Below are 21,967 nucleotides of genomic sequence, written 5' to 3' on the forward strand. Positions count from 1 at the left end.
TCATGGTGGGTATGTTCGGCGCCGCCTGGCGCTACCGCGGTTTCATCGCCTCGTCGGTGGTGAACGAGTTCAAGGCGCGCTTCTCGCGCAGCACCTTCGGCGCCTTGTGGATCATCCTGCAGCCGCTGGCGCAGGTCATCATCTTCGCCACGATCCTGTCCAACGTGCTGGCCGCGCGCCTGGAAGGCGTCGACAGCAAGTACGCCTACGCCATCTACCTGATGTCGGGCATCCTGTGCTGGTCGCTGTTCGCCGAGATCGTGCAGCGCCTGCAGAACGTGTTCATCGACAACACCACCCTGCTCAAGAAGATGCAGTTCCCGCGCATCGCCCTGCCGGTGATCTCGGTCGGTTCGTCGCTGGTCAACAACATCGCGCTGCTGTGCGTGGTGATGGTGATCCTGCCGATCCTGGGCGTCTATCCGAACTCGCATTACCTGTGGCTGCCGCTGCTGATCGCGCTGACCGTGGCCCTGGCCACCGGCGTGGGCCTGATCGTCGGCGTGCTGAACGTGTTCGTGCGCGACGTCGGCCACGTGATGGCGGTGCTGCTGCAGTTCTGGTTCTGGGTCACCCCGATCATCTATCCGATCAAGATCGTGCCGTCCGGGTTCAAGGCCTCGCTGGCGTTCAACCCGGTGGCGCCGCTGGCGATGGCCTACCACGACGTCATCGTCTACGAGCGCGCGCCGCAGCAGAGCCTGGTGATGGTGGCGGTCACCGCGGCGGTGCTGCTGGCGATCGCGATGTTCCTGTTCCGCCGCGCCTCGGCGGAAATGGTGGACGTGCTGTGAGCGGCCCGGTGATGGTGGTGGAGAAGGTCGGCAAGTCGTACGTCGAGTACGCCAGCGAACTGCAGCGCTTCGCGCGTTGGTTCGGCATCCCGGTCAAGCCGCGGCACGAGCACTGGGTGATCCGCGACGTGTCCTTCAGCGTCCACCAGGGCGAGTCGATCGGCATCATCGGCCAGAACGGCGCCGGCAAGAGCACCCTGCTGAAGATGATCACCGGCACCACCAAGCCCAGCGCGGGCCGGGTGTCGGTGAACGGCCGGGTGTCGGCGCTGCTGGAGCTCGGGCTGGGCTTCAACGGCGAGCTGACCGGCCGCCAGAACGTGGTCCACGCCGCCGGCCTGATGGGCCTGCCGCAGGACAAGATCGAGGAATTGATGCCGCAGATCGAGGACTTCGCCGAGGTCGGCGAATACTTCGACCAGGCCGTGCGCACCTATTCCAGCGGCATGCAGATGCGGGTCGCGTTCGCGGTGGCGACCGCGGTGCGGCCGGACGTGCTGATCGTCGACGAGGCGCTGTCGGTCGGCGACACCTACTTCGTGCACAAGTGCTTCAAGCGCATCCACGAGTTCCGCGACGCCGGCACCACGCTGCTGATCGTCTCGCACGACGCGGTGGCGATCCAGGCGCTGTGCGACCGCGCGATCCTGCTCGACGGCGGCAAGGCCGTGCTCGACAGCGATCCCTACGAGGTCTTCGACTATTACAACGCGCTGATCGCCCAGCGCGAGAACAGCTCGGTCAAGACCGAACTGTCCAAGGACGGCAAGGTCGCGACCGAGTCGGGCACCGGCGAAGCGGAGATCGTCGACCTGCAGCTGCTGGACGAGGGCGGCGCGCCGGTCGAGTTCGTCGGCGTCGGCCATCCGGTGACGCTGCGCGCGCGGGTGCGCGTGCACCAGACGCTGGAGCGGCTGGTGTTCGGCTACATGATCCGCGACCGGTTGGGACAGGCGCTGTACGGCACCAACACCCACCACACCGGCCAGGCCAACGAACAGCTGCAGGCCGGCAGCGAGGTCGAGTTCCGGGTGCGTTTCCCGGCCAATCTCGGCGTGGGCACCTATTCGTTCTCGGTGGCGCTGACCGGCGCGGAAACCCACTTGCAGAAGAACTACCAATGGCGCGACCTCGCGCTGGTGTTCACCGTGGCCAACCTGGACAAGCCGATGTTCGTAGGCACCGCCTGGATTCCGCCCGTCATCGAAGTGGCCGCTTCCGCGGCGCCGGCGCGACCGGAGGCGGTGCGATGAACCAGGCCCTGGACCCGCTGGACGTCGATGCGGTCATGCAGGCCGTCTCCGCGCGCCTGCGCGAGGCGATTCCGGTGGAGAGCGACGGCGTCGCCGGCGCCGACGGCGCGATCGAACGTATGCGCAGCCAGCTCGATCGCGCGTTCGCGCGCCGCGGCGGCGACGGCGAGGAGCTGCAGCACTGGCGCTCGGTCACCCATTCGATTCCGGTCAAGCGCGAATACGTGCTGTCGGAACTGCTCGGCCCGGCCGACGCCAGCTTCGTCGAGATGGCCTACCGCGTGGTGTTGCGGCGCGAGCCCGATCCGGACGGCTTCAATTACTTCCTGCACGAGCTGCGCTCGGGCCACACCACCAAGGTCGAGGTGCTCGGCGCGCTGCGTTGGTCGGAAGAGGGCATGGCCAAGCAGGTCCATATCGACGGGCTGATGCTGCCGTACAAGCTGCAGCAGTGGAAACGCAAGCCGGTGTTCGGCCGCGCGCTGTCGTGGCTGCACGGAGTGGCGCGGCTGGGCAGCCTGTTCGACCGCCAGTACACGATCGAGGCGACCCAGGCGCGCGAAGCGCACGAGCTGGGCCGCCACGTCAATCTGCTGATGGACGAGTTGAAGCAGGTGCGCGGCCAGCAGGCCGGACTGCTGCGCAACGTCGCGCGGATGATGCCGATGTTCGAGCGCATGCACGCCGCCGAACTCGAGCGCGAGCGCTTCCAGCCGACCATGGACAAGCTCTACGCCGATTTCGAGGACGAGTTCCGCGGCTCGCGCGAGCTGGTGCGGGCGCGGATCGAGCCGTACCTGGACTGGGTCCGCGAGGCCGGCGCCGGCGGCGCCGACGCGCCGGTGGTCGACATCGGCTGCGGCCGCGGCGAATGGCTGGAACTGCTCGCCGAGCATGGCCTGCAGGCCAGCGGCATCGACCTCAACCGCGACTTCGTCGACAGCTGCGCCGGCACCGGCCTGAAGGTGGTCGCCGGCGACGCGGTGGACGTGCTGCGCGAGATGCCGGAGGGTTCGCTCGGTGCCGTCACCTCGATGCACCTGGTCGAGCACCTGCCGTTCGAGCGGGTGGTGGCGCTGATCGACGCGGCGCTGCGCGCGCTGCGGCCCGGCGGCCTGCTGCTGCTGGAAACGCCGAACCCGGAAAACATCATGGTCGGCTCGCACTACTTCTACATGGACCCCACCCACCTCAACCCGCTGCCGCCGGCGATGCTGCGCTGGGTGGTGGAGAACCGCGGCTTCGCCGAGTCGCGCATCGAGCGCCTGAGCGCGCATCGCCCGCTCAACGCGCCGCCGCTGCTGCCGCCGGAAGTGCCGGGCTCCAAGTCGCTCAACGACATGTTGTGGAGCATGCACATCGCTCCGGACTACGCCATCGTGGCGAGGCGTCCATGAGCGGCGCGAACGCCGCGGACGCGCCGCGCCGGCTGCTGGTGACCGGCGGCAGCGGATTCGTCGGCCGCTACGTCGAGGCGGCGGTGCGCGCCGGCGATTTCGGCGACTACGAATTCCACACTCCCGACCAGGGCTGGGACATCCGCGACGCCGAGGCGGTGAACCGCGCGGTCGAGGAACTGCGTCCGCACGCGGTGCTGCACCTGGCCGCGCAGAGCTTCGTGCCGCGCTCGTTCGAAGACCCGCGCGAGACCTTCGAGATCAACACCCTGGGCACGCTGAACTTGCTGCAGGCGCTCAAGCGCGCCGGGTTCGACGGGCGCCTGCTCTACATCAGTTCCGGCGACGTGTACGGCCAGGTGGCCGAGGCGCAGATGCCGGTGACCGAGGCGCTGCTGCCGGCGCCGCGCAATCCCTACGCGGTCAGCAAGCTCGCCGCCGAGCAGCTGTGCCTGCAGTGGCAGCGCAGCGAGGGGCTGGACGCGATCGTGCTGCGCCCGTTCAACCATATCGGCCCGGGCCAGGGCCGGCAGTTCGTGCTGCCGGCGCTGGCCAGCCAGGTGGCGGCGATCGCCCAGGGCCGGCAGGCGCCGGTGATCGAGGCCGGCGACATCGACACCACCCGCGATTTCACCGACGTGCGCGACATCGTCGCCGCCTACGCCGCGGCCTTGCGCGACGGCGTGTCCGGCCAGCTGTACCTGGTCGCCTCGGGGGTGGAGCGCAAGGTGCGCGACCTGCTCGAAGCGATGTGCCGGATCGAAGGCGTGCAGGTCGAGGTCCGCCAGGACCCGGCCAAGCTGCGCCGCGCCGAGCAGCGGCGGATGGTCGGCTCGGCCGGCGCGCTGCGCGAGGCGACCGGTTGGGCGCCGCGCATCCCCATGGAACAGACCCTGCAAGACATTCTTCTCGATCAGCGGAACCAGTCATGAGCAACAAGAACGCATTGATCACCGGCATCACCGGCCAGGACGGCGCCTACCTTTCGCAGTTGCTGCTGTCCAAGGGCTACGGCGTGTACGGCATCCTGGCGCGGCGCAGCTCCGACACCCTGTGGCGCCTGCGCGAGCTGGGCATCGCCGACCAGGTGACCCTGCTCGACGGCGACCTGACCGACCTGTCGTCGCTGATCCGGGCGATGCAGACCTCCAAGGCCGACGAGGTCTACAACCTCGGCGCGCAGAGCTTCGTCGGCTCGTCCTGGCAGCAGCCGCTGCTGACCGCCCAGGTCGACGGCGTCGGCGCCCTGAACGTGCTGGAGGCGGTGCGCATCGTCAACCCGCAGGCGCGCTTCTACCAGGCCTCCACCAGCGAGATGTTCGGCCTGATCCAGGCCGAGATGCAGGACGAGACCACCCCGTTCTACCCCCGCAGCCCCTACGGCGTGGCCAAGCTGATGGCGCACTGGGCGACGGTCAACTACCGGGAAAGCTTCGGTCTTCACGCGTCCAGCGGCATCCTCTTCAACCATGAGTCGCCGCTGCGCGGGATCGAGTTCGTCACCCGCAAGGTCACCGACGCCGTCGCCCGGATCAAGCTGGGCCTGCAGAAGGAGCTTCGCCTGGGCAACATCGACGCCAAACGCGACTGGGGCTTCGCCGGCGACTACGTCGAGGCGATGTGGCTGATGACCCAGCAGGAGCGCGGCGGCGACTACGTGGTCGCCACCGGCCAGACCACCACCGTGCGCGACATGTGCAAGATCGCCTTCGGCCACGTCGGCCTGGACATGGACGCGCACCTGGTGATCGACGAGAAGTTCTTCCGTCCGGCCGAGGTCGACGTCCTGCTCGGCAACCCGGCCAAGGCCAAGGCCGCGCTGGGATGGGCGCCGAAGACCTCGCTGCAGCAGCTGATCACGATGATGGTGGACGCGGACCTTCGCCGCCTCGGCGCGCGGTAAGCGCTACCGCCGGCTCGGGGGAGGGCGGGCCGGCGGCGATCCAAAGATTTAAAGGAATGACCGGAACTGGAAATGGCAGAGAAGCGACGTAAGCTACTGGCGATCAACTTCTTCCCGGCCTTCGTGCCGCCGCGGAGCGGGGGAGAGCAGCGTTACTACATGCTGTATCGCTATCTCAGCGAAGCCTTCGACGTGACCCTGCTGTCGGCGACCTACGCCGACGCCAAGACCGAGACCATCGAGCACTCGCCGGGCTTCCGCGAGATCCGCGTGCCCAAGCCGCGCGAGGCCGACCAGATCCACTGGAAGCTCGACAACGAACGCATCGGCCCGGAATGCTCGGGCCTGGCGCTGGCGCTGGCCGGCGAGTTCGATACCGAACTGGGCCGGCGCATGGGCGAGCTGGTGCGCGCGGCCGACGTGGTCGTGCACGAGTCGCCGTTCACCCTGCCGTACGACCGCGGCGCCGGCAGCGACGGCAAGCTGCGCATGTACAACGCCTACAACGTCGAGTACCGGCTCGCCGAGCAGATGTTCGAGGGCGAAATCGGCCGCCGCGGCGCCGCGTTCGTGCGCGAGCTGGAAGCGCGCCTGCTGGGCTGCTGCTCGGCGCTGCTGGCGATCAGCGAAGAAGAGCGCGTCGAGTTCCACGACGCGTTCGGTTTCCCATCCGAGCGCATTTTCCTCGCGCCCAACGGCTACGAGCCGGTCGCCGCGCCCGAGCCGGCGCCGGCGCGCGAGCGCTCGGCGCTGTTCCTGGGCAGCGCGCATCCGCCGAACGTGGAAGCGCTGGCGTTCATCGCCGAGGAACTGGCGCCGGCGCTGAAGGACGTCACCTTCTATGCGCTGGGCTCGGTCTGCAAGGCCTACGACAAGCCGGTGCCGGCCAACGTGAAGCTGCTGGGCTTCGTCGACGCGGCCGAGAAGGACGCGCTGTTGTGGCGCTGCGGCGCGGCGATCAACCCGCTGCGCAGCGGCGCCGGCACCAACCTGAAGATGCTCGATTACATGGGCCACGCCGCGCCGGTGCTGTCCACGCCGATCGGCGCGCGCGGCCTGGAGATCGAGGCCGGCACGCAGGCCGCGATCAGCGAACTCGACGGCTTCGCCGGCGCGTTGCGCGGCCTGCTCGACGACGCCGGCGCGAGCCGCGCGCTGGGCGAGCGCGGCGCCGGGTTCGCGCGCGCGCGCTACACCTGGGAAGCCATCGCCGCGCGCAGCGCGCAGGCGATCGCGCAAACCCTGTCGGCGCCGGCCGTCGCCAGCGCGCGCAAGCGCATCCTGGCGGTGTGCGACTACGAAACCCACCGCGCCGCCGGCGGCGGCCAGGTGCGGATCAACGAACTGCTGACCGAGCTGGGGCGCGAGTTCGACGTCACCCTGCTGTGCCTGAACAACGGCGAGAGCGAGGAGCGCTGCACGATCGCCCCGGGCGTGATCCAGCGCTCGATCCCCAAGACCGCCGCGCACCGCCGCGAGGACGTCAAGTCGCTCAAGGGCTACAGCGTGTCGGTGGCCGATCTGGTCGCGGCCAAGCACTGCCTGGACAACGAAGCGCTGCTGGCGGCGTTCCGCGAGGAGCTCGCGCGCGCCGATCTGGTCGACTTCGAACACTGCTTCCTGGCGCCGCTGCTGTCGCTGGTGCCGCAGGCGATGCCGGTGGTGCATTCCTCGCACAACGTCGAGGCCGAACTCAAGCGCGAACTGCTGGCCTCGCGCGAGGACGGCGACAAGTGGATCGAGCTGGCCGAACAACTCGAGCGCGAGGTCGCGTCGCGCGCCGACCTGGTGTTCTGCGTGTCCGACGCCGACGCCGCGCGCCTGCGCGAGCGCTACGGCGCGCGCCGGGTGCTGACCGTGGAGAACGGCGTGCGCCTGCCGCAGGTGCACCGCAACGGCCTGGCGCGCGAGGAGCGGCCGGAACAGCCGCCGCTGGCGGTGTTCGTCGGCAGCGCGCATCCGCCGAACGTGCGCGCCGCGCAGTTCATCGTCGATGAGCTGGCCGCGCGCAATCCGCGGGTCAACTTCGCCCTGGTCGGCTCGGTGTGCGAGGCGATCGACGTGGCCGAGGTACCGCCCAACGTGGCCCTGCTCGGCTTCCTGAGCCTGGCCGACAAGCAGGCGCTGTTCGCGCTGGCCGATCTGGCGGTGAATCCGCTGTTCGAAGGCGGCGGCTCCAGCCTCAAGGTGCCCGACTTCCTCGCCGCGGGCCTGCCGCTGCTGACCTCGCCGATCGGCGTGCGCGGATTCGGCGGCCTGCGCGCGGGCACCCACTACATCGAGGCCGGTCCCGAGGCGATGGCCGAGTGGATCCCCAAGCTCTGCGGCGACCGCGGCCTGAGCGCGCGCATTTCCGCCGAGGCCATGGACTACGTCGCCACCCATCTGGACTGGCGCGTGCTCGGCGGGCGCATGCGCCGCGAGCTGCGCCAGCTGATCGGCCGCGACGGCCCGTGCCGGATGCTGGTGCTGACCTACCGCTTCGGCGAACCGGCGCGCGGCGGCGCCGAGGTCTACCTGCTCAACCTGCTGCGCGCGCTGGAAAAGCGCGAGGGTCTGGAGATCGACGTGGTCGCCCCGGCGGTCGGGCCGATCCACGACCGCCTGCATTTCTCCGCCGACTACGAACCGCCGACCGCGGCCGACGGCGTGCCGACGATGAAGGGACAGGTGCGCCTGTTCCGGCCCGATCCGCCGCCGGCGGACCGCTTCGCCCAGGCCGCGATCCTGAATTCGGCGTGGATGCAGGAGTCGCTGCGCATCGGCGCCGATCTCGCGGTGGACATCGGCCCGGGCCTGCTCGGCGGCTGGAACTATCCCGAGCGCAGCGACGGCCGGGTGGTGCGCTGGACCGGGCGGATCGCCCAGGCGCTGCTGCCCGAGGGCAGCGAAGGCGTGCGCATCGCCGGCGTGGCCTTGCAGCCGGTGCGGGTGTCGGTGCGCGTGGACGACATCGAACTGGAGGCCAAGAACGTCTCCGGCCGGTTCTCGTTCCGGCATTCCTTCGCCGGTCCCGGCACCTTGCTCGAGCTGCGCGTGTCGGCGCTGATGCACAGCGAGGACGATGCGCGCGAACTGGGCGTGATCGTGTCCGCCATCGATGCCGTCGGCGCCGACGGCGAGACCGCCGCGATCGATCTGGGCGAGGGCATGGAAGAGCGCGCGCGCCGCGCCGCGCCGGAGCGCTGGATCGGCGAACTGATCGCCGCGGCCAAGCGCCGTGCGCGCGACGTCGACCGCCGCTTCTGCAGGATCCGCGGCCCGCACAGCGCCGAGATGGAGCGCTGGCTGGATCGGCATGCCGCCGATTACGACGTGATCCTGGCCCAGGGCGTGCCGTTCGCCAGCTCGCTGCTGGGCGTGCGCACGGCGGCGCGGCACGGGCTGCCGTCGATCGTGCTGCCGCATTTCCACATGGAAGACCGCTACTACCACTGGCGCGATTTCTACGACGCGTTCGCCGCCGCCGACCGGGTGCTGGCGTTCCCCGAGGAAAGCCGGCGCGCGTTCTTCGACAAGGTCGGCGCGCATTCGGTGGGCATCGCCGGCGGCGGCCTGAACGCGGCCGACTTCGCTCCCGACTTCGTCGCCCGCGGGCGCGAAGCGTTCGCCCGCGTGCACCGCGGCGAGCGCCCGTTCGTGCTGGTGCTGGGGCGCAAGACCGCGGCCAAGCATTACGCCGCGACGGTGCAGGCGTGCCAGCGCCTGAACGCGGCCGGCACCGGCGTCGACGTGGTGCTGATCGGCCCGGACGACGACGGCGCGCCATTGGCCGGCGAGGGCGTGTATTACTATGGCCCGCAGCCGCGCGAGGTGGTGGTCGGCGCGCTGTCGCAGGCGCGCTGCCTGGCCAACATGAGCGAAAGCGAGAGCTTCGGCATCGTGTTGCTGGAATCGTGGATGGCGGGCCGCCCGGTGGTCGCGCGCGGTTCCACCGCCGCGTTCGCCGAGCTGGTCGAAGAAGGGGAAAACGGGTATCTGGCCGACTCGGTGGACGAGTTGGCCGCGCAACTCAAGCGTTATATCGACGATCGCGACCTGGCCGACCGGCACGGCGCGGCGGGACGCGACATCGCCCGCGGCTTCGGGTGGGACGGGGTGGCAGACAGGCTTTGGGACATTGTCTCGGGAGTTTTGGATGAACGACGTTTCGGCGCTGCACGAGAGGGTGCTCCACCAGCTGCATAGCAAGAGCATCCACGATCCCGATTTCCGGGCCCTGGACTGGATCGGGCGGCAGATGCGGCCGCTGCGCACGGTGCTGGATGTCGGCGCCAACGGCGGCCAGACCGTGGCGACCCTGCGCGCCGTGCTCGGCGGCGACGTCGCGATCCACTGCTTCGAAGCCAACCCGCGGCTGTGGCCGGGGCTGGACCGCATCGCCGGACTGGCCGACGGCGCGATCGAGATCCACCGCTGCGGCCTCGGCGCCGAGCCCGGCGAACTGACCTTGCTGGTGCCCTCGGTGGACGGCGTGGTTTACCTGGAAGAGTCGTCGCTGGACCCGGCGCAGTTCGACAAGCCCTGGGTGCGCGAGAAGTACCAGGAGCGCGGTGGCCTGGAACTGGAATCGGTGCGCGTGCCGATCGTGCGCGGCGACGATTTCCAACTGCAGCCGGACCTGATCAAGGTCGACGTCGAAGGTTTCGAAGCGCAGGCCCTGCGCGGGCTGGTCGAGACCATCCGCCGCTGCCGGCCCGCGCTGCTGGTCGAGAACAGCGACTGGCACAACGTCACCGAATTGCTGGACGGGCTGGATTACGCGCCTTATCGCTGGGAAGGCGAGGGCATGGCGAAGTTCCACGGCGCCTGCACCAACACGTTCTACCTGCCGCGCGAGCTGGCGCTGGAGCTGATCGACGCCGCGCCCGAGCCGGCCGAATCCTCCGCCGAATCCGCCGCCGAACCGGCGGTCGCCGCCGGCGGCTACGACGAAGCCAGCGACGTCGCCGCCCACCGCGCCGAAGTCGATTACGCGTTCGAAGTGCTGGCGCAGTGCGGCGCGCTGCCCGCCGCCGATGCGCTGGTGCTCGACGTCGGCGGCGGCGCCGGCGCGCACAGCGCGATGATCGCCGGCCGGGTCGGCCGCATCTACTGCAGCGACTTCAGCGACCAGAACGCGCGTTTCGGCGGCGAACTGGTCAAGCTGCTGCAGGAAAAAGCCCAGCGCAACGGCTACGAACTGCCGTCCGGGCGGCTGGAGTTCCACCGCGTCGACGCGATGGACCTGATCTACCGCGACGGCTTGTTCGACGCGATCTTCTCCTTCGATGCGTTCGAACACATTCCCGATCCGGCCAAGGCGCTGAGCGAGATGCTGCGCGTGCTCAAGCCCGGCGGGACGATCTGCATGAAGTTCGATCCGATGTGGACCTGCGACAGCGGCAGCCACTTCCAGTACCGCGTGCCGGAGCCGTGGCAGCACCTGCTCAGCGACGACGACGCATTCGTCGCCGCGCTCAAGCGCGCCGGCGGCAGCGACGGCGAGGCCGAGGAATACCGCTACGCGATGAACCGCCGGCGTCTGGCCGACTACCGCGCGGCGTTCGATTCGGTGCGCGCGCGGGCCGAGTTCCTGCACGAGTCGGAATGGGCTGGCTGCGCGCATCCCGACGGCGAGGCGCATCCGAACTTCGCGCGCTGCCTGGAGCGCGGCTACACCCGCGAGGAACTGCTGCTGCGCGGCATGCGCAAGGTGATCCGCAAGCGCGGCTGAGGCCCGCGCCGGCGGCGGGCGGGCTCAGGGATCGACGGTGAGGTCGTAGTGCAGCGGCCCCACCCCGGCCGCTTCCAGCGACGTGCCGTCGGCGTCGGTCAGCACCAGCTTCAGCAGCACGCGGCCGGCGGCCGGCGGCGCGACCAGGGTGAATTGCTCAGCGCCGGACACACCCGAACCGACTCCGGTCTTGCGCTCGATGGTCACGGTCGGCGCGCGCGCGGCATAGGTCGTGGGTTCCAGCCAGCTCGCCGACAGGCGCAGGGAATCGGCGGTGCCGGCGGCGAGCCAGACTTCGCTGCCGTTGCTGATGCTGATGCCCAGGGCGAACGGCTGGCCGGCCTTGACCGGGCCTTCCAGCTTCCAATAGTTGAGCTTGATCTTGCCGACCGACGACTCCGGCACCGCGCCGAGCTTGTACTCGGTCTCGGCGACCGGGCCCGGGATGTCCGGCGGCTTGCACGCGCACAGCGCGAGGGCCAGCGCGGCGGCGGCCGCGCCGGCGCGCAGCGGACGCGCTCGGGCCGCCCAGGCCGGGGACGGAAGGGAGGATCGTGCGCTCATCGGGTCGGTCTCCTGCTGTGCCAGGCGCACCCCGCGAGGCACCGCGCAAGGCCGCCGCCGGTTTGTCCGGGAGCCGGCCGCTGGCTATAGTAAGTCGTTAATTCTACGCATAAAGCAGGCTTGAATGAGCAGTATCCAGGGGGCTTCGGCGGACTCCGGCGCGAGCGCGCCACGCGACTGGCCGTTGTCGACCACCGCCTGCATCCTGGCGATGGTCGCCGCGTTCTACCTGCTGCTTTCGCGCGTGGCGGCGCTCGGCCCGCCGATGGTGTTCGCCGACGAGTACAGCTATGCGGCGTGGTCGTACTGGGTGCTGCACCGCGAGGTCATGCCCGGGCAGGCGCCGCTGGTCAACAACTGGTTCTTCTCGCTGCTGTATTCGCTGGCGCATTCGCGCGGCGGCGAGTTGATCGTCAAGGCGCGCCTGCTCAACGTGCTGGTAACGGCGCTGGCGATCGTGCCGCTGTACCGCATCGCGGCGCAGGTGTACCGGCCGCGCGGCGCGCTGCTGCTGGCGATCGCGTTCGCCTGGGCGGGGCTCGGCGGCTACATCGCCTTTTTCATGCCGGAAAGCCTGTTTGCGGCGTTGTACGTGGGCCTGCTGTCGATGCTGTTCGCGTACCTGCGCCAGCCGCGCGCGTCGCTGCTGCTGTGGGCGGCGTTGCTGCACGGGCTGTTGATCGCGACCAAGCCGCACGGCCTGTTCCTGTTGCCGCCGTTCGCGCTGCTGCTGGCCGTGTACGACGCGCGCACGCGGCGCGTGGGCTGGTCGGCGTCGGCGCTGGCCATGGCGGGCTTGTATGCGGCGGCGACGGTGGCCAGCTATGTCGCGCTGGAGAGCGCGATCTTCGGCAAGCTGGTGCTCAATCCGTTCGGCGGCCACTACGGCGCGCAGTCCTCGGTCATCGAGAACGGTCTGAGCCCGGCGCTGCTGCTGAGCAAGGGCATCGTGGCGCTGCGCAACCATTTCGCGTTCCTGGCCACGCTGATGTCGCTGCCGCTGCTGCTGGTCGCGGTCAGCGCGGTGCGCAACCTGCTGCGTCCGCAGGCGCTGGAGCCGCAGTTCGCCTGGATGCGTCCGGCGGTGTGGTTCGTGCTGGCCGGCTTCGGCTGCTTCTTCGCGGTGACGCTGGTGTTCTCCGCCGCGGTCGCCGGCACCGGCATGTACGAGAGCCTGGACCGCGTGCACGGCCGCTACTACGAATTCGCGCTGGTGCCGCTGCTGATGTACGCGGTGCTGGTGGCGTCGGTGGAATGGCGCCTGTGGAGCCTGCGTCTGCGCCTGGCGGTGGCGGCGACGGTGCTGGTGGCGTCGTCGGCGGGCTACTGGTGGCTGCTGCGCGAGGTCTACCAGTACCACACCGATTTCGCGCTCGGCCTGTCGGCGTTCAACGACCGCTTCATCCGCTACAACTGCATGCTCGCCGCGTGGGCGGCGCTGGCGGTGTTCGTGCTGCGGCCGCGCCATGCCGGCAGGGCGATCCTGGCGGCGATGGTGCTGTACCTGGCATGGAACAGCACCCAGGTCGACAAGGTCCGGCGCGGGGCCAACCAGCCCGGCGCGATCGACCGCTACGGCGAGCGCATCGACCGCGAGGGCAAGCGCTCGGGCCATCAGTTCGCCTTGTTCAGGCAGCTCGACGCGGACGCCTACCGTTCCGCGTTCTACATGATCGGCGACGGCACCGCGATCTACCTGCAGCCGGGCCAGGAGTTCGACTGCCGCCTGATCGAAGGGCCGTCGACGGTGATCGCGCTGCACGGGATCGGCGTGCCGTGCGGGCTCACGCCGCGCGAGAACGAGGACGGGATATCGTTGTCCTCGACCGAGCCGGCGAAGCCGGCCCCGGCCCCGACGAAGTAGGCCGGCCGCGCCGCGCGGCCCGGGGTGCCTTGGCGCCCCGGCGCCGACGCCTGGCGGCCCTAACTCCCTGATTTACGTACCTGTCCGGTTGCGATCGGCTAAGATGGCCGACCTGCCGGCGGCGGCCGCCGCTTCGGCCCGCCCCTGCTGCAAGCCGCCCTGGAATTCCGAATGACTCGCGACGCGAACGCCCCATGCTCCTGGACCAGCGGCATCGCCGTGGTCATCCCGAGCTACAAGGTGACGCGGCACATCCTCGGCGTGCTCGCCGCGATCGGCCCGGAGGTCGATGCGGTCTACTGCGTGGACGACGCCTGCCCCGACAACAGCGGCGAGTTCATCGAGCGCAACGCCACCGACCCGCGCGTGCGGGTGCTGCGCAATCCGCACAACCAGGGCGTGGGCGGAGCGATGATCACCGGCTACCAGCAGGCCATCGCCGACGGCGCCACGGTAATCGTCAAGATCGACGGCGACGGGCAGATGGATCCGGCGCTGCTGCCGGCGTTCGTCGCGCCGATCCTCGCCGGCGAGGCCGACTACACCAAGGGCAACCGCTTCTGGGACCTGGCCCAGATCCGGCAGATGCCGCTGGCGCGGCGCATCGGCAATCTCGGCCTGAGCTTCATGGCCAAGGCGTCGACCGGCTACTGGGACGTGTTCGACCCGACCAACGGCTACACCGCGATCCACGCCCGCGTCGCCGCGATGCTGCCGTTCAACAGCATCAGCAAGCGCTATTTCTTCGAGACCGACATCCTGTTCCGGCTCAACACCGTGCGCGCGGTGGTGATCGACGTGCCGATGGACGCGCGCTACGGCGACGAGACCAGCGGCCTGAAGGCCTCGAAGATCTTCTTCGAATTCCTGTTCAAGCACGCGCGCAACCTGGGCAAGCGCGTGGGCTACAACTACTTCCTGCGCGACCTGTCGCTGGCTTCGCTGGAGCTGCTGGCGGCGGTGCTGCTGCTCGGCTTCGGCCTGGGCTTCGGCGGTTGGCACTGGGTGCGTTCGGTCCAGGCCGAAAGCGCCACGCCGGTGGGCACGGTGATGATCGCCACCGTCGCGGTGGTCTCGGGCCTGCAGTTCCTGCTCGCGTTCTTCGGTTACGACATCGCGTCGGTGCCGCGGCGGCCGTTGTCGCAGCTGCTGGCCCGGCGTCCCTTGATCAAGCGCATTTCGCACGATGAGTGAGGCGCGGCGCGCGGACGCGGCATTTCTCGGCTCGGTCGCGGGCGCGACCGGCATGATGGGCGCAATGGGTAGGTGGCCCTCGCGCGCCCCGATACACTCGCAGGCTGAGCGGCGGCGCCGGTAACGAGAGGAAAGCGAACGTGGAAATCCGTCCGGTCGGCACCGACGCCGCGGCATTGGCGAGCTACGAAGCGTTGTTCCGCGCCTGTTTTCCCGGCGCCGGGCATCTCAACGCCGCCTACCTGCAATGGCTGTATGCGCGCAATCCCGCCGGCGCGGTGATCGGTTGCGACGCCTGGGAAGGCGAGCGGCTCGCGGCGCATTACGTCTGCGTGCCGGCGCAGGCGGTGGTGAACGGACGCGCGATGCGGACGATGCTGTCGCTCAACACCGCGACCCACCCGGATTTCCAGGGCAAGGGGTTGTTCACCCGCCTGGCCGATGCGACCTACCAGCTCGGCGCGCAGGCCGGCATCGGCGCGGTGTACGGCGTGGCCAACGCGAATTCGACGCCGGGTTTCCTGCGCAAGCTCGGCTTCGCCCTGGTGCGGCCGCTCGATGCGCGCGTCGGCTTCGGCCGGATCGAGCGCGCGGCGCCGGTCGCCGTAGCCGACGGTTTCCGTCGCGACTGGTCGCAGGCGGCGCTGGAGTGGCGCATCGCCAATCCGCAGCGCGCCTATCGGCTGGTGCGCGCGGGCGAGGGCGCGATCGGGGCGGAAGCCGCGACCGGCAAGCCCGGCCTGCTGGCCTGGGACGAGCTCGCGCTGCCGGCCGGCATGCCGTCGCCGGCGCGCTCGCCGGCGTGGGCGATGCGCCTGCACTTGGGGCTGCGGCCCGGCGGCGGGCGTCCGCAGGGGCTGTGGTTCGAGATTCCGCAGCGCCTGCGTCCGAGCCCGTTGAACATGATCTTCCGTCCCTTGGCCGAAGGCGTGGCGGTGCCCGCCGCGGACTCGGTGCGCCTGGGGCAATTGGACTTCGATGCGTTCTGACGTTCCCGCACAGGCGCCGCCGTTGCTGGCGGTGTTCGTACACCCCGACGACGAATTCGCCGCGTTCCCATGGCTGCGCCGCGCGTTGGCCGAAGGCCGCGCGGTCGATGCGGTGTGGCTGACCGACGGCGGCTGGGGCGGGCAGGACATGGCCCGCCGCCGCGCCGAAAGCGTCGCGGTGCTGTCGGCGTTGGGGATGGACCCGGCGCGCATGCATTTCTGCGGCGAGCAATGGGGCATCGCCGACGGCGGCCTGCATCTGCGCCTGGACGAGGCGGTGCCGCGCGCGCTCGAGCGTTTCGGCTCGGTGCGCGGCGGCGAGGTGTTGATGCCGGCCTGGGAAGGCGGCCATCACGATCACGACGCCGGACACCTGGTCGGCATCGCCGTGGCGCAGGCGCGCGGCGCGCGCATGTGGCAGTTCTCGCTGTACCACGGCGAAGGCCTGCGCGGCCCGTGGTTCAAGGTGCTCTCGCCGCTGCCGGACAACGGCGCGAGCGAGGTCCTGCCGACGACGCTGGGCGAGCGCCTGCGCTACGCCGCGGCGTGCCTGGCGTACCGTTCGCAGTGGAAGAGTTTCGTCGGCCTGTTGCCGTTCTATCTGTGGCGCATGCTCGGCGCCGATGCGTTCCGGCGCCAGCCGGTCGATCCGCGCCGCACCGCGCAGCGGCCGCACCCAGGGGCGATGTTGTACGAGCGCCGCGGCGGCCCGAGTTGGGCCGAGTTCGCCGCGGCGACCGCCGCGCACCGGCAGGCCTGAGACGCGCCGGCGCGGTCGCGACGGGCGGCCGTTGCGGACGCCCGTCGCCAGCGCCTATTCCAGCGCCGCTTATCCCAGCGCCGCTTAGCCCAGCGCGGTTTCCAGTTCCGGCAGCAGCTTGAACAGATCGCCGACCAGGCCGATGTCGGCGATCTCGAAGATCGGCGCTTCGCCGTCCTTGTTGATCGCGACGATGGTGCCGGCGTCCTTGATGCCGGTCAGGTGCTGGATCGCGCCGCTGATGCCGACGGCGACGTACAGCTCCGGGGCGATGATCTTGCCGGTCTGGCCGACCTGCAGTTCGTTCGGGACGTAGCCGGCGTCGACCGCGGCGCGCGAGGCGCCGACCGCCGCGCCGAGCTTGTCGGCGAAGTCGTAGATGATCTTGAAGTTTTCCTGCGAGCCGACGCCGCGGCCGCCGGAGACCACGCGCTTGGCGCTCTGCAGGTCGGGACGGTCGGACTTGCCGGCGGCCAGCCCGACATAGCGGGTGTGGCTCGGCAGGGCGGCGTCGACCGACGCGGCTTCGACCGCGGCGCTGCCACCGCCGGCCGCTTCCGGCCACGACGCGGTGCGCACGGTCGCGACCACGGCGTGGTCGGCCGGGGCCTCGACGGTGACGATGGCGTTGCCGGCGTAGATCGGGCGCTTGAAGGTGTGGCTGCTTTCGACCGCCATCACGTCCGAGACCTGGGCCACGCCCAGCAGCGCGGCCACGCACGGCATCAGGTCCTTGCCGAAGGTGGTCGAGGGGCCGAACACGTGGCTGTAGCCCTTCGCCAGCGCGGCGACCTGCGGCGCCTGCACCTGGGCGATGGCGTTGGCGTTGGCGGCGTTGGCGACGGCCAGCACCTTGTTCACGCCGGCGATCTGCGCGGCCTGCGCGGCGACGCCGGCCGGATCGGCGGCGAGCACGACGATGTCGATGGATTCGGGCTTGAGCGCCTGCGCGGCCGACACGCACTTGGCGGTCGACGCGTTGAGCTTGCCTTCGAGATGTTCGGCGACGATCAAAACCTTGCTCATTGAAGAATATTTCCCAAATTTGAAGATGAGTGGCTTCGGCTGCAGGAGGTCATGCTTCCATAACCCCGCCGCATCCCGCTGCGCGGGACGCGGCAGCCCCTTGACTCAAGGGGCTTTACAGCAACCCCTTCTGCTTCAGTGCGGCGACCAGTTCGGCCGCGTCCTTGACCATCACGCCCTTGCTGCGCTTCGGCGGCGGCGCGTAATGGGTGGTCTTGAGCGTGTCGCCGGCGTCGACGCCGAGGTCGGCGAACTGGATCGTTTCCAGCGGCTTGCTCTTGGCCTTCATGATGTCCGGCAGCTTGATGAAGCGCGGCTCGTTGAGGCGCAGGTCGGTGGTGACCACCGCCGGCAGGTCGACTTCCAGGGTTTCCAGGCCGGCGTCGACTTCGCGCGTGACCGTGGCCTTGCCGGCTTCGACGTCGAGCTTGGAGGCGAAGGTGGCCTGCGGGCGGCCCCACAGCGTGGCGAGCATCTGGCCGGTCTGGTTGGCGTCGTCGTCGATGGCCTGCTTGCCGAGGATGACGATGTCCGGCTGTTCCTTCTCGATCAGCTTGAGCAGGGTGCGCGCGGCGGTCAGCGGCTGGATCGGCTGGTCGCTGACCACGTGGATGGCGCGGTTGGCGCCCATCGCCAGGCCGTTGCGCAGGTGCGCCTGGGCGTCGGCGGGGGCGATGGTGGCGACCACGACTTCGGTCGCGATGCCCTTGTCGCGCAGGCGCAGGGCTTCTTCGAGGGCGATTTCGTCGAACGGATTGGCCGACAGCTTGACGCCGTCGGTGACCACGCCGGAACCGTCCGGCTTGACCTGGATGCGGACGTTGTAGTCCACCACGCGCTTGTAGCCGACGAGGATCTTCATCGTGCGGGATTTCCTTGTGGGGGGTGTCCGGCCGGGAGCGGCCGACAGCCCTCGATTCTAGCGGAGACGGCCAGCCGACGCAGGTCGGCCGGTCCGGCCCCCGTCGGGCCCGGGGCCGGGCGAGCGCGGCGCGGGCGGCCCGCGCCGGCTCCCGGCGCGACCGCGGACACGCCCGCAACGGGCGCCGGTCGCAGCCCGGCTCTGGCGCGGCTCCGGCGCGCGACCCCGGCGGACGGGCGGCGAGCGTCGCGGCCGCCGGCGCTGCTATCGTGGCGCGCGGTGCTGCGCGAGGGGATCGCGAGCGCCGGCGGGGGCAAGCCGGCGGACCGACCCGGCACAGTGCGCCGCGGCCGCGGTCCTGGCCGCATCCGGTCCGCGCCCGGGCCCGTATTGCGTTCATACCCCGACAGGCGCGCCCCGACGGGCAGCCCCGCACAGGCACGGCTAAGGAGAAGGCTGGCGATGAAGTACCTCAAGGCGTTGGCGGCGACGTTCGCGTTCGTGCTCGTACTGCTGGCGGTCTACGCCGCGCACGTGCGCTACGGCAAGGTCGACGTGGTGCTGTACAGCGCGGTCCTGGACGCGGCCCTGGCCGCGGCGATCGTCGGCGGCGGGCTGTTCGCGCTGAAGGCCTTCGCCGAGTTCAGCCGCTTCGAGAAAGTGCAGATGCTGTGCCTGTGGATGCTCGGCGGCTACGCCTTCGCGATCTCGGTGCCGACGGTGATCGACCGCTCGCTGTCGTTCTACCTGCTGGAGAAGATCCACCAGCGCGGCGGCGGCATCCACGTCGACCGCCTGCACCACGTGGTGACCCAGGAGTACATGGTCGAGCACCGCCTGATCGACGTGCGCCTGACCGAGCAACTGCAGTCGGGCACGATCGAAGTCGTCGAGGACTGCGTGCGCCTGACCGAGCGCGGCCGCGGCCTGGTCGGCTTCAGCCGGTTCTTCCGCGGCAACCTGCTGCCGCGCCAGCGGTTGCTGCTGGGCGAGTATTCCGACGACCTCACCGATCCGTTCCGCAACAGCGTGGCCGACGTCAGCTACCGCTGCGGCTGAACGCGCCGCGCGGCGCGGCCGGGCCGCGCCCGGCCGTCGCCGGACACGCTCAGCCGCCGATCCGGTACTGCGCGGCCGAGCCCTCCAGGATCAGGATCTGCGCGCCGGTCCAGGCCTCGCCCGGCTCCAGCCGCACCGGCTGCAGCACCTGCGCGGCCTCCACGCAGACGAAGCGGCGATGGCCGCCGGGCGCCAGGTCGGCCATGCCGGCGGCGAGCGCTTCGCCGGGATTCCACACCACGGTGTCGGCGAAGCCCTCGGCTTCGCAGCGCAGCATCTGCTCGCCGTCGGTGATGCGCAGCGGGCGGCGGGTGTCGGCGTAGATGCGGTCGACCTCGCCGTCGAAGCGCACCGGCGCGTCGCTGGGCGGGCAGGCCGCGCCGGCCTGGGCGCTGTCGAGGTAGGGCCGGTCTTCCAGGCCGTGGACCAGGGTCGTGGCGATGTCGCTCACGGCCAGGTAGGTGTGCAGGGCGGCGCTGAATTCGAACGCGTTGCGGTCGCGGTTGCGCACGCTCAGGGCGATGCGCAGGCGGTCGGCGCCGGGCTCGATGTCCAGGCCGGCCTCGAAGCGGTGCGGCCAGTGGCGGCGGGTTTCCTCGCGGTCGGCCAGGCGGAACGACAGGCGCGCGGCCTGCGGATCGGCCGGATCGGCCGATTCGGCCTCCCAGGTCAGGGTGCGGGCGAAGCCGTGGCGCGGGCCGTCGCCGCGCTCGCCGAACTGCGGAAAGATCACCGGCACGCCGCCGCGGATCGCCTTGCCGGCGCCGAAGCCGGCGTTCGGGCTCAGGTACAGGCGCTCCTGGCCGCGGCAGTGCCAGGACAGCAGGTGGGCGCCGAAGGCGCTGGCTTCGACCCGGGCGTCGCCGGGGCCGTTCAGGATCAAGGGGGCGGGCAGGGCAGGCGCGTTCATCGTTCCGTCCATGGGGAGGCGAAATTCGCCAGCATGGCGGCGCGGGCCGCGCCAAGCTGGCACGCCGGTCATAGTAACGGGCGCTCGACAGGTGCGGTTTAGCGGTCGTGAAGCCGGGGAGAACGGGGCTTCGGCTATCCTTGGCGCCCCTTTCCGTTCCGAAATCTGGAGCCAGGATGCTTCACCCCGTCGTATTGAGCGGAGGCAGCGGCTCTCGCCTGTGGCCGCTGTCGCGCCAGAATCAGCCTAAGCAGTTCCTGTCGCTGATCGGCGACCATTCGCTGTTCCAGGAAACCCTGCTGCGCGCCAACGCGCTGCCGGACACCGGCGCCCCGGTCACCGTCTGCGCCGAAGACCACCGCTTCATGGTCGGCGAACAGCTGCAAGGCATCGGCGTGGCCAACGGCGCCATCGTGCTGGAACCCAGCGCGCGCAACACCGCCCCGGCGATCGCCCTGGCCGCGCTGCACCTGGTGGCCGAGGACCCGGCGGCGACCATGCTGGTGCTGCCGGCCGACCACCTGATCGAAGACGTCGACGCCTTCCGCGACGCGGTCGCGCGCGCCGCGGTGCTGGCCGAGCAGGACTGGCTGGTCACCTTCGGCATCACCCCGGACTATCCGGAAACCGGCTACGGCTACATCGCCCGCGGCGACGCGCTCGGCGAGGGCGGGTTCAAGGTCGACCGCTTCGTCGAGAAGCCCGATCTGGCGACCGCCGAGAGCTATCTCGCCGCCGGCACCTATGCCTGGAACTCGGGCATGTTCCTGTTCAAGGCCCAGCGCTACCTGGACGAACTGCAGGCGCTGGCGCCGGCGATCCTCGCCGCCGCGCGCGCCGCCTACGCCAAGGCCAACCGCGACCTCGACTTCATCCGCGTCGGCAAGGACGAATTCGCCGCCAGCCCGAACGATTCCATCGACTACGCGGTGATGGAAAAGACCGCGCGCGCCGCGGTGGTGCCGGTCAGCTGCGGCTGGAGCGACATCGGCTCGTGGTCGTCGCTGTGGGCGGTGGCCGAGCGCGACGCCGACGGCAACCGCTACGAGGGCGACGTGATCTCGGTCGACACCCGCGACAGCCTGGTGCGCGCCTCCGACCGGCGCATGATCGCGACCATCGGCGTGGAAGACCTGGTCATCGTCGATACGCCCGATGCGACCCTGGTCGCGCGCAAGGACCGGGTGCAGGATGTCAAGACGATCGTCGACAAGCTCAAGCAGGCCGGCCGCCAGGAACACCTGTTCCACCGCAAGGTCTACCGGCCGTGGGGCAATTACGACTCCATCGACATGGGCGAGCGTTTCCAGGTCAAGCGCATCGAGGTCAAGCCCGGCGGCGTGCTGAGCCTGCAGAAGCACCACAAGCGCGCCGAGCACTGGATCGTGGTGTCGGGCGTGGCCGAGGTCACCTGCGACGACAAGGTGTTCGAACTGCGCGAGAACCAGAGCACCTACATCCCGCTGGGCAGCGTGCACCGCCTGCGCAACCGCGGCACCGAGCCGGTCGAGCTGATCGAAGTGCAGTCCGGCAGCTACCTGGGCGAGGACGACATCGTCCGGCTCGAGGACGTGTACGGCCGTTCGTAAGCCTTCGTCGGTTTTCGATGCATTGCGAAGACCGGCCGAGGCCGGTCTTCGCTTTTTACGGCGCGGGAATCTGCGCGATCTACCTGT

The 21,967-nt window shown here is 70.1% G+C and carries 17 protein-coding genes; 13 read left to right on the top strand and 4 right to left on the bottom strand.

Annotated elements, in window-relative coordinates; all coding sequences use genetic code 11:
- Window positions 1–2: 2 nt before the first annotated feature.
- From JHW41_RS05005 to JHW41_RS05035, 7 genes are all read left to right on the top strand, one after another.
- Window positions 3–794: an ABC transporter permease gene (locus JHW41_RS05005; RefSeq protein WP_057948901.1), complete on the top strand. Its 792-nt coding sequence runs from the start codon at window positions 3–5 to the stop codon at window positions 792–794.
- On the top strand, window positions 791–2,047 hold the full coding sequence (locus JHW41_RS05010) for an ABC transporter ATP-binding protein (protein ID WP_198944554.1): 1,257 nt from the start codon (window positions 791–793) through the stop codon (window positions 2,045–2,047). The genes JHW41_RS05005 and JHW41_RS05010 overlap by 4 nt, the downstream gene beginning before the upstream one ends.
- A complete protein-coding gene (locus JHW41_RS05015) occupies window positions 2,044–3,444 on the top strand; it encodes a methyltransferase domain-containing protein (protein ID WP_250449228.1) in 1,401 nt (466 codons plus the stop codon). Before JHW41_RS05010 ends, JHW41_RS05015 begins: the two co-directional genes overlap by 4 nt.
- The gene (locus JHW41_RS05020; protein WP_057948899.1) at window positions 3,441–4,376 is read left to right on the top strand and encodes a GDP-mannose 4,6-dehydratase; all 936 of its coding nucleotides are present in this window, start codon (window positions 3,441–3,443) and stop codon (window positions 4,374–4,376) included. Before JHW41_RS05015 ends, JHW41_RS05020 begins: the two co-directional genes overlap by 4 nt.
- Window positions 4,373–5,347: a GDP-mannose 4,6-dehydratase gene (locus JHW41_RS05025; protein ID WP_057948898.1), complete on the top strand. Its 975-nt coding sequence runs from the start codon at window positions 4,373–4,375 to the stop codon at window positions 5,345–5,347. The genes JHW41_RS05020 and JHW41_RS05025 overlap by 4 nt, the downstream gene beginning before the upstream one ends.
- A gap of 72 nt (window positions 5,348–5,419) precedes the next feature.
- Window positions 5,420–9,535 carry a glycosyltransferase family 4 protein gene (locus tag JHW41_RS05030; RefSeq protein WP_250449229.1) on the top strand — a complete coding sequence of 1,372 codons (4,116 nt, stop codon included), beginning with the start codon at window positions 5,420–5,422 and terminating at the stop codon, window positions 9,533–9,535.
- Complete coding sequence (locus tag JHW41_RS05035) at window positions 9,486–11,063, top strand: class I SAM-dependent methyltransferase (protein WP_250449230.1); 1,578 nt, start codon at window positions 9,486–9,488, stop codon at window positions 11,061–11,063. Before JHW41_RS05030 ends, JHW41_RS05035 begins: the two co-directional genes overlap by 50 nt.
- A gap of 24 nt (window positions 11,064–11,087) precedes the next feature.
- On the opposite strand, the gene JHW41_RS05040 is transcribed toward JHW41_RS05035, so the two are convergent.
- The gene (locus tag JHW41_RS05040; protein ID WP_250449231.1) at window positions 11,088–11,627 is read right to left on the bottom strand and encodes a hypothetical protein; all 540 of its coding nucleotides are present in this window, start codon (window positions 11,625–11,627) and stop codon (window positions 11,088–11,090) included.
- A gap of 124 nt (window positions 11,628–11,751) precedes the next feature.
- On the opposite strand from JHW41_RS05040, the gene JHW41_RS05045 reads away from it, so the two are divergent.
- The 4 genes from JHW41_RS05045 (at window position 11,752) to JHW41_RS05060 (ending at window position 16,434) form a co-directional block, all read left to right on the top strand.
- A complete protein-coding gene (locus JHW41_RS05045; protein ID WP_250449232.1) occupies window positions 11,752–13,491 on the top strand; it encodes a glycosyltransferase family 39 protein in 1,740 nt (579 codons plus the stop codon).
- A gap of 171 nt (window positions 13,492–13,662) precedes the next feature.
- Entirely contained in the window at window positions 13,663–14,685 is a 1,023-nt protein-coding gene (locus tag JHW41_RS05050) for a glycosyltransferase family 2 protein (RefSeq protein WP_057948893.1), read from the top strand.
- Between the two features lie 140 nt (window positions 14,686–14,825).
- On the top strand, window positions 14,826–15,674 hold the full coding sequence (locus tag JHW41_RS05055) for a GNAT family N-acetyltransferase (protein WP_250449233.1): 849 nt from the start codon (window positions 14,826–14,828) through the stop codon (window positions 15,672–15,674).
- On the top strand, window positions 15,664–16,434 hold the full coding sequence (locus JHW41_RS05060) for a PIG-L deacetylase family protein (protein WP_250449234.1): 771 nt from the start codon (window positions 15,664–15,666) through the stop codon (window positions 16,432–16,434). Before JHW41_RS05055 ends, JHW41_RS05060 begins: the two co-directional genes overlap by 11 nt.
- Before the next feature lie 84 nt (window positions 16,435–16,518).
- On the opposite strand, the gene JHW41_RS05065 is transcribed toward JHW41_RS05060, so the two are convergent.
- Together JHW41_RS05065 and JHW41_RS05070 are read right to left on the bottom strand one after the other, a co-directional pair.
- Window positions 16,519–17,460 carry an electron transfer flavoprotein subunit alpha/FixB family protein gene (locus JHW41_RS05065; protein ID WP_250449235.1) on the bottom strand — a complete coding sequence of 314 codons (942 nt, stop codon included), beginning with the start codon at window positions 17,458–17,460 and terminating at the stop codon, window positions 16,519–16,521.
- 115 nt (window positions 17,461–17,575) lie between these two features.
- Window positions 17,576–18,322, bottom strand: a complete 747-nt coding sequence (locus JHW41_RS05070; RefSeq protein WP_250449236.1) for an electron transfer flavoprotein subunit beta/FixA family protein — start codon at window positions 18,320–18,322, stop codon at window positions 17,576–17,578.
- Between the two features lie 462 nt (window positions 18,323–18,784).
- Between JHW41_RS05070 and JHW41_RS05075 the strand changes: the two genes are divergently transcribed.
- Window positions 18,785–19,381, top strand: a complete 597-nt coding sequence (locus tag JHW41_RS05075; protein ID WP_250449237.1) for a hypothetical protein — start codon at window positions 18,785–18,787, stop codon at window positions 19,379–19,381.
- Between the two features lie 49 nt (window positions 19,382–19,430).
- Here JHW41_RS05075 and JHW41_RS05080 read toward each other — a convergent pair whose 3' ends face one another.
- Window positions 19,431–20,291, bottom strand: a complete 861-nt coding sequence (locus tag JHW41_RS05080) for a D-hexose-6-phosphate mutarotase (RefSeq protein ID WP_250449238.1) — start codon at window positions 20,289–20,291, stop codon at window positions 19,431–19,433.
- Between the two features lie 176 nt (window positions 20,292–20,467).
- On the opposite strand from JHW41_RS05080, the gene JHW41_RS05085 reads away from it, so the two are divergent.
- Entirely contained in the window at window positions 20,468–21,880 is a 1,413-nt protein-coding gene (locus JHW41_RS05085; protein WP_057948886.1) for a mannose-1-phosphate guanylyltransferase/mannose-6-phosphate isomerase, read from the top strand.
- Window positions 21,881–21,967 lie beyond the last annotated feature (87 nt).

Origin of the sequence: Lysobacter enzymogenes (assembly GCF_023617245.1) — a bacterium.
GTDB lineage: Bacteria > Pseudomonadota > Gammaproteobacteria > Xanthomonadales > Xanthomonadaceae > Lysobacter > Lysobacter yananisis.

What these genes read in the sequence shown, in the direction of transcription:
- JHW41_RS05005 (WP_057948901.1), top strand. Translation starts at nt 3, where the DNA reads ATGGTGGGTATGTTCGGCGCCGCCTGGCGCTACCGCGGTTTCATCGCC.
- JHW41_RS05015 (WP_250449228.1), top strand. Translation starts at nt 2,044, where the DNA reads ATGAACCAGGCCCTGGACCCGCTGGACGTCGATGCGGTCATGCAGGCC.
- JHW41_RS05020 (WP_057948899.1), top strand. Translation starts at nt 3,441, where the DNA reads ATGAGCGGCGCGAACGCCGCGGACGCGCCGCGCCGGCTGCTGGTGACC.
- JHW41_RS05025 (WP_057948898.1), top strand. Translation starts at nt 4,373, where the DNA reads ATGAGCAACAAGAACGCATTGATCACCGGCATCACCGGCCAGGACGGC.
- JHW41_RS05030 (WP_250449229.1), top strand. Translation starts at nt 5,420, where the DNA reads ATGGCAGAGAAGCGACGTAAGCTACTGGCGATCAACTTCTTCCCGGCC.
- JHW41_RS05035 (WP_250449230.1), top strand. Translation starts at nt 9,486, where the DNA reads ATGAACGACGTTTCGGCGCTGCACGAGAGGGTGCTCCACCAGCTGCAT.
- JHW41_RS05040 (WP_250449231.1), bottom strand. Translation starts at nt 11,627, where the DNA reads ATGAGCGCACGATCCTCCCTTCCGTCCCCGGCCTGGGCGGCCCGAGCG.
- JHW41_RS05045 (WP_250449232.1), top strand. Translation starts at nt 11,752, where the DNA reads ATGAGCAGTATCCAGGGGGCTTCGGCGGACTCCGGCGCGAGCGCGCCA.
- JHW41_RS05050 (WP_057948893.1), top strand. Translation starts at nt 13,663, where the DNA reads ATGACTCGCGACGCGAACGCCCCATGCTCCTGGACCAGCGGCATCGCC.
- JHW41_RS05060 (WP_250449234.1), top strand. Translation starts at nt 15,664, where the DNA reads ATGCGTTCTGACGTTCCCGCACAGGCGCCGCCGTTGCTGGCGGTGTTC.
- JHW41_RS05065 (WP_250449235.1), bottom strand. Translation starts at nt 17,460, where the DNA reads ATGAGCAAGGTTTTGATCGTCGCCGAACATCTCGAAGGCAAGCTCAAC.
- JHW41_RS05070 (WP_250449236.1), bottom strand. Translation starts at nt 18,322, where the DNA reads ATGAAGATCCTCGTCGGCTACAAGCGCGTGGTGGACTACAACGTCCGC.
- JHW41_RS05075 (WP_250449237.1), top strand. Translation starts at nt 18,785, where the DNA reads ATGAAGTACCTCAAGGCGTTGGCGGCGACGTTCGCGTTCGTGCTCGTA.
- JHW41_RS05080 (WP_250449238.1), bottom strand. Translation starts at nt 20,291, where the DNA reads ATGAACGCGCCTGCCCTGCCCGCCCCCTTGATCCTGAACGGCCCCGGC.
- JHW41_RS05085 (WP_057948886.1), top strand. Translation starts at nt 20,468, where the DNA reads ATGCTTCACCCCGTCGTATTGAGCGGAGGCAGCGGCTCTCGCCTGTGG.